The sequence below is a fragment of the Pseudomonas psychrophila genome (genome assembly GCF_001043005.1).
In the GTDB taxonomy this organism is placed as follows: Bacteria; Pseudomonadota; Gammaproteobacteria; order Pseudomonadales; family Pseudomonadaceae; genus Aquipseudomonas; species Aquipseudomonas psychrophila.
The window spans coordinates 17196-34814 of record NZ_JYKZ01000007.1 but is presented as its reverse complement, the minus strand read 5'-3'; the positions used below and the strand labels follow the sequence as shown (position 1 = coordinate 34814).

Annotated in this window: 12 protein-coding genes; 7 read left to right on the top strand and 5 right to left on the bottom strand. The window is 56.5% G+C overall.

Translation table 11 applies throughout. The features are described from left to right. The first annotated feature begins 10 nt into the window (after nt 1–10). Nucleotides 11–1597 (top strand): ABC-F family ATPase, encoded by a 1587-nt coding sequence (locus tag TU76_RS16210; protein ID WP_082113439.1) that lies wholly within the window; start codon nt 11–13, stop codon nt 1595–1597. Between the two features lie 407 nt (nt 1598–2004). After that, on the top strand, nt 2005–4158 hold the full coding sequence (locus TU76_RS16205) for a TonB-dependent siderophore receptor (protein ID WP_048352103.1): 2154 nt from the start codon (nt 2005–2007) through the stop codon (nt 4156–4158). Nucleotides 4159–4234: 76 nt separating this feature from the next. Here the strand turns inward: TU76_RS16205 and TU76_RS16200 are convergent, their stop codons facing one another. Next, nucleotides 4235–8941 (bottom strand): dermonecrotic toxin domain-containing protein, encoded by a 4707-nt coding sequence (locus tag TU76_RS16200; RefSeq protein ID WP_048352102.1) that lies wholly within the window; start codon nt 8939–8941, stop codon nt 4235–4237. A 271-nt stretch (nt 8942–9212) separates the two neighbouring features. On the opposite strand from TU76_RS16200, the gene TU76_RS16195 reads away from it, so the two are divergent. The 3 genes from TU76_RS16195 (at nt 9213) to TU76_RS16185 (ending at nt 12921) form a co-directional block, all read left to right on the top strand. Continuing rightward, nucleotides 9213–10310 carry a carboxynorspermidine decarboxylase gene (locus TU76_RS16195; protein WP_046810086.1) on the top strand — a complete coding sequence of 366 codons (1098 nt, stop codon included), beginning with the start codon at nt 9213–9215 and terminating at the stop codon, nt 10308–10310. A 26-nt stretch (nt 10311–10336) separates the two neighbouring features. Beyond that, nucleotides 10337–11572: a saccharopine dehydrogenase family protein gene (locus TU76_RS16190; RefSeq protein WP_019822834.1), complete on the top strand. Its 1236-nt coding sequence runs from the start codon at nt 10337–10339 to the stop codon at nt 11570–11572. Between the two features lie 161 nt (nt 11573–11733). After that, a complete protein-coding gene (locus TU76_RS16185) occupies nt 11734–12921 on the top strand; it encodes an MFS transporter (protein ID WP_019822836.1) in 1188 nt (395 codons plus the stop codon). A gap of 1 nt (nt 12922) precedes the next feature. Here the strand turns inward: TU76_RS16185 and TU76_RS16180 are convergent, their stop codons facing one another. Together TU76_RS16180 and TU76_RS16175 are read right to left on the bottom strand one after the other, a co-directional pair. Next, on the bottom strand, nt 12923–13954 hold the full coding sequence (locus tag TU76_RS16180; RefSeq protein WP_048352101.1) for an alpha/beta hydrolase family protein: 1032 nt from the start codon (nt 13952–13954) through the stop codon (nt 12923–12925). A gap of 157 nt (nt 13955–14111) precedes the next feature. After that, nucleotides 14112–14723 (bottom strand): FMN-dependent NADH-azoreductase, encoded by a 612-nt coding sequence (locus TU76_RS16175; protein WP_019822840.1) that lies wholly within the window; start codon nt 14721–14723, stop codon nt 14112–14114. 125 nt (nt 14724–14848) lie between these two features. Between TU76_RS16175 and TU76_RS16170 the strand changes: the two genes are divergently transcribed. Both TU76_RS16170 and TU76_RS16165 read left to right on the top strand, forming a co-directional pair. Continuing rightward, entirely contained in the window at nt 14849–15757 is a 909-nt protein-coding gene (locus TU76_RS16170) for a LysR substrate-binding domain-containing protein (RefSeq protein WP_048352100.1), read from the top strand. A 5-nt stretch (nt 15758–15762) separates the two neighbouring features. Then, the gene (locus tag TU76_RS16165) at nt 15763–16107 is read left to right on the top strand and encodes an MmcQ/YjbR family DNA-binding protein (RefSeq protein ID WP_048352164.1); all 345 of its coding nucleotides are present in this window, start codon (nt 15763–15765) and stop codon (nt 16105–16107) included. A gap of 3 nt (nt 16108–16110) precedes the next feature. Here the strand turns inward: TU76_RS16165 and TU76_RS16160 are convergent, their stop codons facing one another. Both TU76_RS16160 and TU76_RS16155 read right to left on the bottom strand, forming a co-directional pair. Beyond that, entirely contained in the window at nt 16111–16509 is a 399-nt protein-coding gene (locus TU76_RS16160) for a DUF1294 domain-containing protein (RefSeq protein ID WP_048352163.1), read from the bottom strand. Nucleotides 16510–16544: 35 nt separating this feature from the next. After that, the gene (locus TU76_RS16155) at nt 16545–17375 is read right to left on the bottom strand and encodes an undecaprenyl-diphosphate phosphatase (RefSeq protein WP_048352099.1); all 831 of its coding nucleotides are present in this window, start codon (nt 17373–17375) and stop codon (nt 16545–16547) included. Nucleotides 17376–17619 lie beyond the last annotated feature (244 nt).

The following is a 17619-nucleotide window of genomic DNA, read 5'->3' as shown; positions in this document are numbered from 1 at the left end:
GGTAAAGTAATTGATCTCCACAGCAAATATCACGATGCAGTTCGGCGCAAAGCCGCTATTCGAGAACGTTTCAGTAAAATTTGGTGCAGGTAACCGTTACGGTTTGATCGGCGCCAACGGTTGCGGCAAGTCCACCTTCATGAAAATCCTCGGTGATGATCTTGAGCCATCTGGCGGCCAGGTCATGCTGGAGCCGAACGTGCGTCTGGGTAAATTGCGCCAGGACCAGTTCGCTTACGAAGAATTCACCGTAATCGACACCGTGATCATGGGTCACGAAGAGCTGTGGAAGGTCAAGGCCGAGCGCGATCGCATCTATTCGCTGCCTGAAATGACTGAAGATGACGGCATGGCCGTTGCCGAGCTCGAAACCGAGTTCGCAGAAATGGACGGTTATACCGCTGAATCCCGTGCCGGCGAATTGCTCCTGGGCCTGGGTATCGGCATCGAACAGCACAACGGCCCGATGAGCGAAGTATCACCGGGCTGGAAGCTGCGTGTTCTTCTTGCCCAGGCACTGTTTTCGGATCCTGAAGTACTGCTGCTCGACGAACCAACCAACCACCTGGATATCAACACCATCCGCTGGCTGGAAAACATTCTGACCCAGCGCAACAGCCTGATGATCATCATCTCTCACGATAGGCACTTCCTGAACAGTGTCTGCACCCACATGGCTGACCTGGACTACGGCGAATTGCGTCTGTTCCCGGGCAACTATGACGAGTACATGACCGTCGCGACCCAGTCGCGCGAGCAACTGCTCTCCGAAAACGCCAAGAAGAAAGCGCAGATCAACGAACTGCAAGCGTTCGTCAGCCGCTTCTCGGCCAACGCCTCGAAATCCAAGCAGGCCAGCTCCCGCGCCAAGGCGATCGACAAGATCACCCTGGCCGAGGTCAAGCCTTCGAGCCGTGTCAGCCCGTTCATTCGCTTTGAACAGAACAAAAAGCTGCACCGCCAGGCCGTTATGGTCGAGCAAATGGCTAAAGGCTTTGATGGCAAGATTCTGTTCAAGGACTTCAGCTTCACCGTTGAAGCCGGCGAGCGCGTTGCAATCATTGGCCCGAACGGTATCGGTAAAACCACCCTGCTGCGCACCCTGGTCAACGAACTGACCCCGGATGCCGGTACTGTGAAGTGGACAGATGCCGCTGAACTGGGCTACTACGCCCAGGACCATGCCCACGACTTCGAAGACGACATGACCCTGTTCGACTGGATGGGCCAGTGGACTCAAGGCGAGCAAATGGTACGCGGCACTTTGGGCCGCATGCTGTTCTCCAACGATGACATCCTCAAGTCGGTCAAGGTTATTTCCGGTGGTGAGCAAGGCCGCATGCTGTTCGGCAAGCTGATCCTGCAAAAAGCCAACGTACTGATCATGGACGAACCGACCAACCACTTGGACATGGAATCCATCGAGGCGCTGAACCTGGCACTCGAGAACTACCCGGGTACTCTGGTATTCGTCAGCCATGACCGTGAGTTCGTATCGTCGCTGGCCACTCGTATTATCGAGCTGAGCCCAAGTGGCGTGATTGACTTCAGCGGCACATACGATGACTACCTGCGTAGCCAGGGCGTTGTGTTCTGATTAAAGGCACCCCGCGTCGTCGCGCAATACCCCATGCTGGCCAGAGCATGTGAAAACATAGCCTGATCAGGATCGAAAACAAATGCCCCGACGTGTCGGGGCATTTGTTTTTCTGGAATCTAAAACTCAAGGGGCTATGAACACATCCCCCTGCTTCCATTGGGCTATCGCTCCTTTGACCACCCTTTTCGTCCAGCTAATCCAGAGTGAATGGGCATAGAGGACAAGCGCATTAACCTCAAGTGCAAATACAAATCCAGCGCATCTGATAACAATTGCTATTTACAGATGAGAATAAGTCTTTAGTATCGACGCAATAGCGTAGTCCGTTGTCAGACAACGAGCTTCAGTCACTGCGATTTGTCTGAAAAGCCGATACGAATCTTTTCTTCTGCAGGATCTGTGTGATGCCCCTTCCCTTTACCTCTTCGTTGACCGGTGCCCTGGCGCTGGGTTTTTCTGCTGCAACCCTGGCTGCCACCACCAGTCCAGGTCCGCTGAACCTCGGTGAGGTGAACATCAATGCCCAAAGCGTGATAACCGATAACGCCACCACCGAAGGCAGCGGCTCCTACACCACCGGTGCAATGAGCACGGCTGTCGGCCTGCCGTTATCGATCCGGGAAACACCGCAATCGGTCAGCGTCATTACCCGTCAGCGCATGGATGATCAGGGCATGAATGACCTCAACGACGTGGTCAAATACGCACCGGGTATTACCCTTCGCAAGTTCGGTGGGGATCGCCAACAGTTCCTCGCACGCGGTTTTATCATTGACAACTTGATGTACGACGGCCTGCCCACCAGTCTCAGTACGTTCACCCTGGACACCATCGCCGGGGCGGATCTGGCCATGTATGACCGCGTAGAGGTCGTACGCGGCGCCACGGGCCTGATGAGCGGTGCCGGTAGCCCGTCAGCCACCCTGAATCTGGTGCGCAAGCGCCCTACCGCTACGCCGCAGGTCAGTATCACCACCAGCGCCGGGAGCTGGGATCGTTACCGCACCGAGGTGGACGCGTCGAACAAGCTCAATGAAGCGGGAAGCCTGCGCGGCCGCGTGGTGGCGGCCTATGAAGATGACAAGAGCTACATCGACGAGCGCGATAAACAGCGCCAAACGTTCTACGGCGTGATTGAAGCAGACTTGAGCGATGCAACCACCTGGACCCTCGGCGCCTCCAAGCAACGCGACGACGCCACCTCGGACTGGGGCAGCCTGCCAGCAGGTCCAAATGGTGAAGACCTGCACTTGTCGCGTTCAACATTCTTGAGCAACGACTGGGCCTATTGGGATCGGGACAACGTCAGCCTGTTCACCGACCTCACCACCCGCTTCGACAACGGCTGGACCTCCAGGCTGGCCTTCGCCAAGATCTGGGCCGAGTCCAACACGTTCTCCAGCTATTTGAGCGCAGCCAAGGGCGGCGGGTTTACCCAGTCCTCCGGCCAGTACGACACCACCGATGTACAGACCAACCTCGATGGCTCGCTCTCGGGCCCATTCCGCTTGTTTGGCCGCGAACATGAGCTGACGGTGGGTGCAAGCCGTCGTCAGGAAAAATTCGACCAGAAAGGCGGCTTCTGGGCCAAGGCCACGCCGATCGACATCTACAATTTCGACCCGGGCGTGATTCCCAAGCCGGACATTGCTGACCGTACCCCGTACCAGAGCCAAAACACCGCGACAGAAGAAGGCGTCTATGCCGCCGCTCGCTTCAACCCGTTCGACCCGCTGCACGTGATCATCGGCTCCCGGTTGAGCTGGTACAAATACGACAACCGCTCGGGCACCGGCGATTACAAGGTCACTCAGCAAGTCACGCCGTATGCGGGCGTGGTCTACGACATCAACGACACTTACTCGGTCTATGCCAGTTACACCGAAATTTTCAAGCCGCAAACCCAACAGGATGTCGCAGGTTCGGTGCTCAAACCGATGACAGGGGAAAGTTACGAAGTCGGGATCAAGGGCGAGTACTTCAACGGTGAACTGAACGCATCCGTGGCTCTGTTCGACATGACCCAGGAAAACCGTGCTTATGCGCTCGATACTCAGCCCTCCAGTTGCCTTGCCACCAACCGCACTTGCTATGAAGCCGCAGGTGAAGTCCGCAGCCGTGGCCTGGACGCGGAAATCAGCGGTGCCATCACCCCTGACTGGCAGGCTTCCGCCGCCTATACCCTGGTGCTGAGCCAGTTCGTCAAGGACAAGGCTTTTGACAAAGGCAACCTGTTCGCACCCAACCAGCCCAAGCATCTGTTCAAAGCTGCAACCACCTATCACTTGCAAGGCGATCTGCAAAAAGTCCGAATTGGCGCTGACGTGCTGGCGCAAAGCGCAACCTATGGCCGGGTCGGCAACGGTCATGCCGAGCAAGACCCTTATGCCGTGGTTGGCTTGATGGCTGGCTATCGCCTGGATGAGCACTGGGATGCACGGGTTAACTTGAACAACGTGCTGGATCAAAAATACTGGCAGGGCATCCCTACCGCCAGCGGTTCAGGGACTTACGGCGATCCGCGCAACCTAATGTTTTCGCTGAAGTGGACGCTGTAACACCTGACAGCTGCTGCGCTGCACCGGCTCAAGGGTGGCAGGCGGTACCGATACGCCGCACGCCACCCTAATTCGCTCAAAGGTTGATAAACAACTTGCCAGCCAAGGCGGCGTTGATCTTGCCCCGGTAAACCTCAATCACATCGGTGCTGTTTCTCGCTTTCATGTACAGCGCTCGCTCACTCATCGTACGTTGCTCCAGGGTTTTCAAATGCGCTGCGGTGTAGGACTGCGGTGCGGCATCCTGGGTGTCGTAATGAAAGTGTGCATACCAGAGCACAGCGCCCGACTTGTCCTTGATTTCATATTCCTGGAGATAGTCCCTGCGCACCCCTTTGGACAGCGATCGTCTGGGCCCCAGCCTCGATATGCCGATTTCGCCCTGGGTCATCAGGTAGTCGACCCGCTCCTCAGTGGGATACTGCTCCTTGATCATCTCGATCCGGATCTGTCTGCCTTCCTGTTTCAACCGCTCGGCGTTCAATTCCAGTTCGGCAATCGTCCCCCTGACAGCGCTGGCCCTGACGTCAGAAATGTGACCCTCGGCCACATCTGCGCCCGTCAATATGTCCTGCATACTCCGTGCGGTATCCGCTAGCGCCTGGGACTTGCGAACCAGGATGTCTTCGATTTCCAGCGGGATTTTCGCGGTTTTGGCTTGGGACTTGATCAGCTGGACAGTGCTTTCCACTTGCTCCAACTGCTCGCTCGCCTGGGATTCCAGCCGGGACAAAGCCCGCCTCTGGTTAGCGCGCCTGGGCACTGTCGGAATTGGCTTCTCAACTTCAATCCAGCTTTCTCCTCCCGTATTCCTGTAGCTGCTGACCTTCATATTGCTCATCGAATCGATAACATCAACCACCTCTGCTGTCTCTCCGGCAACGGGGTCGCGCACCACCCCGACCAACACTTGTTGCTTGTCGGTCTTGAATACCTTCTTGGGTCTGGTCGAAGAATGCGGTCTGCTCTCGGCTCTGGCGGCCTGCTGGCTTGAAGAGGGAGCGGGTTCCTCCACTTCAACGTTTTCGATGGCCTTGATAGCGTTGCTGAAAATGACCTCTGCAAAATGGCTTAGCCGCTCAAGCATCCGATCCAGTGAGATGACGTATTCATTTCGAAAAGCATTGGATTGCAGGGCCAAAAGGCCACGGCATTGCAACCTTGCCACCTCGTACGCATGCAGCGCGCTATCAAAGAACGTTATACGTTCAGCCGTTGAAATCCTGCCATCCAGCACAATACTGGCTTGGGACATGGCCACGGTTGCCAACCTCGAATTATCAAAGTAATTGATGCAGTCCAGCTCAAGGGGTGTCAACTCACTGACTTCATCCTTTACCAACAATTCAAGCAACGTCTTTACATACACAACATTCCAGTAACGCCAAGCCGGGTCCAGATCCGCAATCTCGGTAATACGCTTCAAGTTGCTGTCATTGCCTGCATCCACGTTGCCGATTTCCTGCAAAGCATCGAAGGTTAATTCGGAAGTCCTCACCAGCCTTTTTTCCCATGACTCGGTGACTTTCAGGTCGGCAATCATTTTCTCATAGGGCTCACTTTCCCCACCTGCCAGGGATTCCAGGGCCTGAAACTTCGCGTCGGAAAATCCGACTGACAGGGAGCTACCTTTTAGCTGGCGATATTCGCCCTCAATTAATACTTGCACATCAAACGCAAACTTCAGCACTGCCGCCAAACCATAGAGCTTTTCAGTTTCATAATTGGCAATGCGGCTGAAGTTATTCATTTGATGGAGCAATTCAAGTAACTCGGCCTGTTTTTTGTACCAACGCTCAAACTCAAGCTCCAGCCGCCCGATTAATTCGACACGCCTTGAAGTGGCCGATTTTAATAGCGTCAATGTCAGTTCCATCACACCTTGTATTGTTTGTTTTTGGGCGATCAGGGCGACCCGTTGAGTGTTGAATTCACTGATTTGTTTTTCTTTCGCTGCGCGCAGGGCTTGCACGGTTTTTTTGGGTCCGCCACCGCGCAGGCGAAGGCGCAAATCAAAGTCCCAACTCCCCTGTCCATCGGTCATCAGCCAGGGCCCCAGGCGCAGGATATTTCTGTCGTCCTGGATCACCAGACCGTCCTGCTCCCGGCTGACCCGATACACAGCATCCTTGATCTTGACCCAGTACTTGCCTTGATAGGTGTAAGTCCCTTTGAAGGGCCCGACCTCTATTTTCGAGGCCTTGCTCAGGTCTACAGCAACCTTGAAGGTTGCAATAGCCACGCTCTGGTTGGCCGTCATTTGAGGGCTGGCACCAAACCATGAGAAATCCAGCGGCGAGTAATCCTCTCGGCCATGGGCTGGCACCGTGCCGGGAGTTCTGGGCTGAAGCCTTACCGGTGCGGTACGGGGTTTTATCGGCTCAGGGACGCTGAACAACGGCTCGTCCACCGCCGTTTTGAGTCGCGCCTTTTGAGTCCGTTCAGACTGAAACGTGAGCCCGCGGTGCAACAGGGTCAGGCTGATGATAAACAACAGATCAAGCACCGATTGCGAAGCCGCAGCCTTGTCGCGCTCGATGCGCGCCTGCAGCCCCGTATCGATACTGAGCAGTACCTGAAAAAGCCAGGCGGCTTTGGCGAGGGGGCCACTGACGAAAAACGTGAGGCCGTTGAATAACGTCCAGGCGCATTGCTTGAAAAAGCTCCAGCGCCTTTCCGAAACGCTGACTGACTGTCGATCAGCCAGCGCAATCAATGCGCCCGTGTTGGCATCGAACAGAAACTCAAAATGATCACCTTCCAACACCCGCTCACTTAACGTTGCCGGGCGACGTGGCAACAATGCGAGCTCACCTTCCAACAGCACACTCTCAAGGTGGGGCCTGTCAAAACCGCCCTCCACATAGTACCCACGGCTTTTTTGCGGCATCCATTCCAGGACCTGGTCGTTCAAGGGTCCTGCTTGCTTGATCGCCGTCAACAGCGCTTGCCAACTGACGAATTCGCGCAGTACCTCGCTATTGAAAGGGCTGTACAGCACGAAAGGCCCTACTGATTTTTGCCTTGGGCCAAAGATGAACATATTGAGCACGGTATCCACCTTAGCCCCTTCATAGGGTGACAACTCAAGCGGCCTGATCACCACACTGTCATGGGCTGTGAGCCGGTCCTGGTGCATCAATTGCTGAATGATTTCGACACTGCGCGAGGTGATCGCTGACTCGCCTTTGATCTTCTTTTCCAGCGCGAGCATGGGCAGTTGATTCCTCAATTGAGCCTTGAACAATCCACGCCGGGTTCTGGCCACCTGTTCATCTTCAATCAGAAGACGCCTGAGCAGGGCAATGTAAGAACTGCCCACGTCCAGTTCCTGCACCAGTTGCTTGACGTAGCCTGCATTCATCCACTGCGGCAGGGTCACGCCATTACGCCCCCTGACAGACAGGAACCCGGGCGGTTTGCCACCGATGTAAGTCAGCGACAGGTCGACCAGAGACATGACGTCATCGGTCATCCAGGCCATTTGCAAGTTCTCGATACTTAAATCATGCACTTCAATATCGTCCACATTCACTGAGGTGGCGTGCGGGTGATCCTGAAGAATGCGCGTGCGCAGCTGGTGGCTGGCGTAATCGGGCAACGGGGCCACATCGTCCAGAAAGGAATGGCCTCGCGCTTCACTTTGTCGGGTGATCTCAGCAGCCAGCAAGGCACTGTAGGCCAACTGATCATCGGCACTCCCCTCCTCAAGCCAGGCCGGGAATTGATCGGCCACCTGTTCAAACTGACTGCGTTCGCGGGCACTGAACACATCAGGCATTTGGGTGAGGTTGAGCAGCCCGTGCTCCAGTCGTTCGGCACTCCATCGCTGCACCCGGGCAGTCGCAAACATGGCATCAATGTCCTCAAGTTGCTTATCCAGCAGGGTATGTGCAAGGGCGACAAAAAACTCGTCTTCCGGCTCGTCCAGACTCCAGCTGGCATGCTCGGACAGAGGCGGCTCCAGCCGGCTGGCGAGGGTCTCACCGAAGGCCTGCAGCGAGTCAAACGCTTCGATCCCCCCCGCAAGCGACCAGGCCAGAAGAGTGGTTTGCTGGTCTTCAGAACGCTCAAGAACAGCCACCCCGGGCAGTCGAAAATAACGGGGTTCTCCCAGGCGGGTGGTATCTATATTGACGACATAGGCGCGATTGCCCCCCTCGCCCGGTGATCGCAAACGGTGCTGCTTGTGACTCGCCAGCGTGACCTCGGTCGCCAGGCTGACCTGCTCTTGAGTCAAGGCAGGTACGCGCTGGGTATTCAAGGCAGCACTGTAAAGGCCGGCCTTCAAGGTACGGGCCAGCCAGCTCAAGGGGCTGTGGCCTGCACCGGATACTTGCCCCCAGAAGCACGCGAGTGCCTGTTTGAACAGTGTCGGGATCTGGGGGCTCCACTCACTGGCAATCACTTCAATATCGCGCATGTTCACAGTCAGCAGGCTAAGCGCCTCAATATTGTCTTCGGTACTCAACCAGTGAGCACCTTGCCTCAGGGTTCTCTCGGACAGCCCGGTAAAGCGTTCGATCATCAGTTGTGCCGGGGTCATAAAGTGAAAGCGCCGGGCCGGATCAACGGGCAATTGCGCAATGCGCAACGGCACTGCAACCTTGAGGGTCGCGCCCGGATGAATGCCCAGACTTGGGCGCTGCTCATTGAGCACTTCTTCAAAGGTCCGCGAAACCACTGCTTCAAGGGTCGGCAAAGCAGAAAACTCAGTGTGCTTGAAGCTGCTGAGCACATCGAATCGGCTGAGATAATCAGGGGGCAATCGGGTCGAATTCATGGGGCAGATCCGTCTTCGTCAAAGGAGGCATGCCTGAAAAACCTGTGCATGCACAAAGACGGGATTTGAAACAATTTAATGCCGCTCCATGCCCTATATAAATAGGCTGGGTGATGGCTGCATGCCGCATCTGTTCACTGAATTATTTGAGCTTTGAGCCTTGCGGTACGGGTGCCGCCGATCAAACTTGGCGTTCTGCTCTTTCGATCTGCGGTCAGTGAAGGCACAATGCGCATCCTTTTTTGGCTGGCCATGCCGCAGGCGCCTCGAAATGATCAAAACCCCGTACTACCTGATTGATAAACAAAAGCTGCTGGCGAACATGCAGAAGATCGCCTATGTACGCGAGCAGTCCGGGGCCAAGGCCCTGCTGGCACTCAAGTGCTTCGCCACCTGGTCGGTGTTCGACCTTATGCAGCAATACATGGACGGCACCACGTCGTCGTCGCTGTATGAACTCAAACTCGGTCGACAAAAGTTCGCCGGCGAGACTCACGCCTACAGCGTGGCCTGGGCCGACGACGAGATCGAGGAGATGCTCGAGAACAGCGACAAGATCATCTTCAACTCCATCGGTCAGTTGCAGCGTTATGCCCAGGCTTCTGCCGGCAAAGTGCGCGGTCTGCGGGTCAACCCGCAGGTGAGCAGCTCCGACTACCTGCTGGCCGACCCCGCACGTCCGTTTAGCCGTCTGGGCGAATGGGACCCGGTGAAGATCGAACAGGTCATCGACCAGATCTCCGGTTTCATGTTCCACAACAACTGCGAGAACGGTGACTTCGGCCTGTTCGACCAGATGTTGTGCACCATTGAAGAACGCTTCGGCGAACTGCTGCACAAGGTTGAATGGGTCAGCCTGGGCGGCGGTATCCACTTCACTGGTGAAGACTATGCACTGGATGCTTTCTGCGCACGCCTGAAGGCCTTCTCGCAAAAATACGCGGTGCAGGTTTATCTGGAACCAGGCGAAGCTGCCATCACCCAGAGCGCCTCGCTGGAAGTGACCGTGCTCGACACGCTCTACAACGGCAAGCACCTGGCGGTCGTAGACAGCTCCATCGAAGCCCACATGCTCGATCTGCTGATCTACCGCCTGAATGCCAAACTGGCCCCGAGCGAAGGCGAACACACCTACATGGTGTGCGGCAAGTCGTGCCTGGCCGGGGACATTTTCGGCGAGTATCAATTTGATCGTCCGCTGGCCATCGGCGATCGGCTGTCGTTTATCGACGCAGCGGGTTACACCATGGTCAAGAAAAACTGGTTCAACGGTCTGAAAATGCCGTCCATCGTAGTGAAACAACTCGACGGTACAGTCGAAGTGGTTCGCGAGTTTGATTTCAACGACTACCTGTCCAGCCTCTCGTAATCTGGCAGAAGGGAGATTTAAACAAATTGAAGAAAAACGTTCTTATCATTGGTGCAGGAGGTGTCGCCAAGGTGGTGGCCCACAAGTGCGCGCAGCACAACGATGAACTTGGTCGTATCGCTATCGCGTCGCGCAACATCTCCAAATGCCAGGCCATCATCGACAGCGTCATCGCCAAGGGCAGCCTCAAGCAGCCCGCCGACATCAAAGCCTTCTCGCTGAACGCTCTGGATGTCGAAGCGACCAAGGCGCTGATTCTTGAAACTGAATCGCAGATCGTCATCAACGTCGGCTCTGCCTTCCTCAACATGTCGGTGCTGCGTGCCTGCATCGATACCGGCGTGGCTTACCTTGACACCGCCATTCACGAAGAGCCGGGCAAGGTTTGCGAAACGCCGCCCTGGTATGGCAACTACGAGTGGAACCACATCGAGGAGTGCAAAGAGAAAAACATCACCGCCATCCTCGGCGTAGGCTTCGACCCGGGTGTCGTCAATGCCTATGCCGCATTGGCGCAACAACAGTATTTCGACCGCATTGATTCCATCGACATTCTCGACGTCAATGCCGGTTCCCACGGCAAGTATTTCGCCACCAACTTCGACCCGGAAATCAACTTCCGCGAGTTCACCGGTCAAGTCTGGAGCTGGCAGAACAGCCAGTGGACCAGCAATAGCATGTTCGAAGTCAAGCGCACCGACGACCTGCCGGTCGTCGGCGAGCAGAACCTGTACCTGACCGGTCATGACGAGGTTCATTCCCTGTCGAAGAACCTCGACGTGCCCAACGTACGTTTCTGGATGAGCTTCGGTGAGCACTACATCAATGTGTTCACGGTCCTGAAGAACCTGGGCCTGCTTTCCGAGCAGCCGGTCACGACCGCTGAGGGCCTGGAAGTCGTGCCACTGAAGCTGGTCAAGGCAGTACTGCCTGATCCGAGCTCGCTGGCCCCCGGTTACACGGGCAAGACGTGCATCGGTGATCTGGTCAAAGGCACCAAGGACGGTCAGCCGCGCGAGGTGTTCATCTACAACGTAGCCGACCACGAGGACGCCTTTGCCGAGACTGACAGCCAGGGCATTTCCTACACCGCGGGTGTACCGCCCGTGGCAGCTGCCTTGCTGGTCGCTCGCGGCGAGTGGGACGTGAAACGCATGGTCAACGTTGAAGAACTGCCAGCAGAGCCGTTCCTCAAGGCGCTGGACGTGATGGGCCTGCCGACTCGCATCAAGGATGAGAACGGCGATCGTCCCTGGAACTGAAGCCTGATTGACAGGTAATGTGTGTTTCACACTTTAGCCAATGCCCCGACATCTCGGGGCATTGGCTTTTTGCCCTTCTGACAAAACCGTTAGCCTGCTTTCATTTATTCTGAAGCCGCGCCATCATGAGGGTCTATGACCGTCAGCCGGATTCACTGTCTATGCCTGCGCAACAACCCCCCTGCGAGAGTTCCCTGTCGGTCACCCTGCAAATCCTTTCGATCGTGTTTTACACCTTTATCGCGTTTATCTGCATCGGCTTGCCGATTGCCGTGTTGCCCGGCTATGTCCACGACCAACTGGGTTTCAGTGCCGTAATCGCAGGCTTGACCATTGCTTCGCAATACCTCGCAACCCTGCTGAGCCGCCCTTCGGCCGGGCGACTGGTAGACAGCCTCGGGACCAAGCCCGCCATCGTGTATGGCCTGATCGGGATCGCCATAAGCGGTGTACTCACCTCCCTGGCAGTGGCAGTGCAAGACTGGCCACTGCTTAGCCTGTGCATTTTGATTGCGGGGCGGATTTTCCTGGGTATTGCCCAAGGCTTGATCGGTGTCGGCACTATCAGTTGGGGGATCGCTCAGGTCGGCTCTCAACACACCGCCCGAGCGATAGGCTGGAACGGGATTGCGTCCTATGGCGCTATCGCCATTGGTGCGCCGCTGGGTGTGGTAATGATCGATCAGCTTGGGTTTTTCAGTCTGGGGGTGACGCTGTTGCTGCTGGCGCTGTTCGCGCTGCTGCTTATTCGTAAAAAGCCTTCAATCCCGGTGATCAGCGGCGTGCGCCTGCCCTTTTGGTCTGTGTTTGGCCTGATCGCGCCCTTTGGCATCAGCCTGACCCTTGCCTCAATTGGCTATGGCACGCTGACCACTTTCATAACACTTTTCTATATCGACCGAGGCTGGGTCGGAGCCGCGTATTGCCTGTCGGTGTTCGGCGTGTGCTTTATCCTTGCGCGCCTGATTTTCACCAACAGCATCAGCCGTTTTGGCGGCTATAGCGTGGCGATTGTCTGCATGACGATCGAAACCGTTGGCCTGACATTATTGTGGCTGGCACCCTCCGTTACGTACGCCCTGGTAGGCGCTGGCCTGACCGGCTTTGGCCTGTCACTGGTATACCCGGCGCTGGGCGTGGAGGCGGTCAAGCAGGTGCCGGTCTCCAGCCGGGGCGCGGGTTTGAGTGCCTATGCGGTGTTTTTCGATCTGGCGCTGGCCATCGCGGGCCCGATCATGGGCGCAATCGCGTTGAACATGGGTTACCCGTGGATTTTCTTCAGCGCCGCAGTGATGTGCTGCCTGGGCTTGCTGCTAAGCGTGACCCTCGCGCGCCGCGCATCCCGTTAAATCAGTGATCGGCGGTACGCAACCCCGAGTGCTGGCCGACTTGCAGTGTCTTGCTGAAAAACCGTCCCGCCTCATAAATCAGATCGCGATGGACATCCTCGCGGTCCACCCCTTGCGCGTCCGTGCACAAGCCGGGCATTGCGCCCATTTGCTCCTCGGTGCACGGCGCCATGAACACGAAATGCCCGGCACCTGGAATCACCTTGAACTCAGGCTCAACCGGCAGCTTGCGCGCCAGTGCATCGGCATTCTTGTCGGGGAACACCAGCTTGTCGTTATCGCCGCTGTACAGCAGCACGGGCACATGCACATCCGCCAGGGTTTGCCGGCCAAACATCAGGCTCAAGGGAGCCATCAGCAACAATGCACGAACCCGGGGATCCGCCACGGGCACAAGGTCATCGCGATCGGCTATCAGCTCGCCTTGTGTCGTACAGGCATCACGGTCTTCAGGACGCTCCTGGCAATAGCGCCGCAAGCGATCCAGATCAGGCTGGGCTCCGGACAGGATCAACGCTGTTTCGCCACCTGCCGAATACCCGATGACCCCCACCTGATCGTCATGCACGTACGGTGACAATTCGCGGTCAGCCAGCATCGCGCTGATGGCGGCTGATATCTGCATCGGCCGCCCGTACAGGTTGCTCAGGGTCCCCAGGCGGCTGTGATCTTTGTAGTTGTCACCCGGGTGCAACACCGCCACCACCACAAAGCCCTTGCGCGCCAAGGATGTAGCCAGATCGTGCAGGGCCAGTGGGGTCCCGGTGTTGCCATGGGACAGCATCAACAACGGGTAATGGCCCATGGCGATTTTGGCCTCTTCTGTCGCCTCGACCTCATAACCGCCCATTTTGGTCAGCCCCCGGGCTTGATTGGACGGATAAAAGGCGATCGCACGCATCGGCTGATCGTCCAGAGGGTCGAGAAAGTTCAGGCGATGAAAGCCCACGCCCCACTGCATGGCGGGTTCGGCCAGCACCATGGCGGGGCAACATCCCAGTAACAAAACCAGTACCGCACTCAGACGTAACATGGAGGCTCACCTTATATGGCACGTGACTCGAATCCGGTAATGCAGGGCATCTATCCATCAGCTCTGCATAACCCAAGCCAAACGCAAAAAACTCCGTACTCCGGTCTTTGAAGACATCCAGAGTACAGAGTTTAGTCGGTGAAACAGTCCAGATTACTTACGCGGCGCTGAACAGATCCTGGTTAATATGCACCTGGGCATCGTTCATGGCTTTGGTGCGAACTTCGTCGCCATAGGCCAGGCCGTGGGCACGAACAAACTCGACATCGGTGATGCCCATGAAGCCCAGCATCACTTTCAAGTAATCTTCATGGGCTACGCCTGTGGCCTGGCCAGCATGCAGACCTCCGGAGGTCGATACCACTATCACCTTTTTATTGCCGCACAGGCCTTCAGGACCCGCTTCGGTGTAACGAAAGGTCTGACCGGCAACGGCAATGCGGTCGATCCAGGCCTTGAGCTGGGTCGGAATGGTGAAGTTGTACATCGGTGCAGCAATCACGACGGCGTCAGCTGCCAGAAACTGCGCAAGGGTGTCTGCGCTCAATTGAGCCTCATGTTTTTGAACCGCATCACGCAGTTCCGCAGGTGTGCCCGCGGCCACCAGAGTTGCTGCCGAGAAGTGTTCGATCGCTTCGCCAGCCAGATCACGATAGCTGACTACAACCTCTGGATCGGCAGCCTGCCAGGCCTTTACCACGTCACGGCTCAACTGACGGGAAGCCGAGTTGTCGCCCAGGATGCTCGAATCGATATGCAACAGTTTCATGGTGATCTCCAAATGAGGACCGCTACTGGGCGATCTGATGGAGGAGATGCTACCTATGAAAGCAATCGACGATAAGTTAGCCATCGTGCGATAGTTCGTCCCATCCATAGGACAGTGAGCCCGCCATGCAAGACCTGAATGACCTGTATTACTTCGCCAAGGTGGTCGAAGCCGGTGGCTTTGCCGCGGCGGGTCGGCTGCTGGGGATTCCAAAGTCACGCTTGTCGCGCCGGGTGGCCGAGCTTGAAGAGCGCCTTGGCGCCCGCCTGCTGCAGCGTACGACACGTCAACTCAAGCTTACGGCGGTGGGTGAACGCTACCTGCGCCATTGCCAGGCCATGTTGCTTGAGGCCGAAATGGCCGATGAGGCTGTCGCCAGTATGTCCAGCGAGCCACGGGGACGCTTGCGCGTGACGTGTCCTGTGGGCCTGGCACATGAATTCATGCCCAGCGTAATCAGCTCATTTCTGCAGGCCTACCCTCTTGTGCAACTGGAAGTCAGCCTGCTTAACCGGCGCGTCGATCTGGTCACTGAAGGCATTGACGTCGCCTTGCGTGTTCGCGAAGAAGGCGATGAAGACCCGTTGCTGGTCACGCGACGCCTGCGTCAGGCCCGCACCGTGATGGTGGCTAGCCCCGAGTTTGCCCGTCAGTGGCCTGTCGAGAGCCCCGAAGACTTGAAAAACGTCCCGCTGCTGGGGGCGCTTGAGGCGGATCGCATGGTTCATTTGCGCATGCTCGATGAACAGGGCAAGGCCTGTAACCTGGTTCTCGAAGCGCGTTTGGGTATCGACGATTTTGTCGTGCGCAAAGCCTGTACCCTGTCCGGCCTGGGCTTTACGGTACTGCCCATGATGTATTGCGAACAGGAACTGCAAGACGGGCAGCTGGTTCAGATCTTGCCCACATGGACACTGCCAGGTGGCTGGCTGCATGCGGTATACCCCCATCGACGCGGCGTGATGCCTGCCGTCAGGGCCTGGATCGACCACTTGGTCGAGTCATTTGAAAGCTGTGGAGACAAACTGCTATGACCCAGATGACCAAACATGACGTAGCTGAATTCTGCCGCAGCCTGCCGGGCGTCAAGGAAGACGTGAAATGGGGAGGTGTTCAGGTGTTTTATGTTGACGAGAGCAAGATGTTTGCCCTGTTCAACCTGAACCGTGACGGGCTCTCGTTCAAGGTCGAGAAAGAGTTGTTTCTGGGGTATGTCGACCGTCCAGGCATACGCCCGTCGCCGTATCTGGCGCGGGCGTTCTGGATCAACATGCAAGCGCCCTACCCGATGGACGCTGCAGAACTGCAAGACCTGTTACGCCGCTCCCATCAATTGGTGGTCAGCAAGCTGGCCAAAAAACGTCAGATCGGCTTGTTGCTTTAGTCGCTACAGGTTCGCAAAGGTCATTTTCACGAACAGAACGTCAATCCAGATCACCTGGTGCAAAGCCACGATCAGCCAGAAAAATACCTGGTAAGACACCTTGCGGGTTTTGTGGCGAAACACCTGTTGCGCCACCAAGGCTCCCGGCCACCCGCCCAGCAGCTCAACCCCGTGCAGGACGTTTTCCGGGGTGCGCCACTGGCCAGTCCTGGCCTGCTGCTTGTCGTACCAATAAAGGCCAAACGCCACGAGGCTGGCAACTGTGTAAGCCAGCAAGGGCATGCGGCTGCCCCCGGAGAACAGCAGGTTCACCGAACCGCCCAGCGGCAACGCACAGAGCAACGCCAATACCAGCAGCTTGAGCTTCACACCACGAATCGAGGCGCCCTTGGGCTCACGCATGCCGGCTGATTCGCGCCGATCCTTAACCTTGTTTTTCACGCGGAAGCCGCTGACCAGTCGATCCAGCCGAACTGCCACGTGGCCAGAATCAGCAGGCCAAACCCAATGCGATACCAGGCGAACACGGCATAACTGTGGTTCGAAATAAACTTCAGCAATGCCCGTACCGCGATCATGGCGAAGATAAACGAGGTCACAAAACCAATCGCGAACACCGGCAAGTCGTCAGGCTGGAACAGATGACGGTATTTGTAGCCCGAGTACACCGCTGCACCGACCATGGTTGGCATGGCCAGGAAGAATGAAAACTCGGTCGCCGCCTTGCGCGACAAGCCAAACAGCAGGCCGCCAATAATGGTCGAGCCAGAGCGCGAAGTACCGGGAATCATCGCCAGGCATTGCGCAAAGCCGATTTTGACCGCGTCTTTCCAGTTCATGTCGTCCACTGTTTCCACACGAATCACGTGCTGGCGACGTTCAGCCCACAACATGATCACACCACCTACCACCAAGGCCGTGGCAACGGTAATCGGGTTGAACAGGTACTCGTGAATCACATCGGCAAAAATCACCCCCAACACCACCGCAGGCATCACGGCAATGATCAGGTTGGTGGTAAAGCGGCGAGCCTCTGGTTTAGTGGGCAAACCGACGACAACGTCGATGATCTTGCGACGAAATTCCCAGACCACAGCCAAAATGGCGCCCAGCTGGATGATGATGTTGAACGCCATCGCCCGCTCGCCGCCGAAGTTCAGCAAGTCGGCCACAATAATCTGGTGGCCGGTGCTCGAGATCGGCAAAAACTCCGTCAAGCCCTCAACGACGCCAAGTATCAACGCCTGAGCGGCAGTCCAAAGATCCATTATTCCCCCATAAAGCCCTGCCTCATGCAGAGCTGATTAGTCTTGATTTAGTGTTTGCCACCGCTGCCCTGAAGTCGATTTCAGGTGCGGGATGTTCCCCGGAACGGTGTGAAAAAACTGTCAGAAATCAATAAAGATGAAGCTTTGCCAATTTCGGCCGAGATCCTATCAGACACGTTCTACTTTCGCTGCTATGACATGACTTCGGTTTCGTCTGACAGGCAAGTCTGAAAAAAGTTGTTCT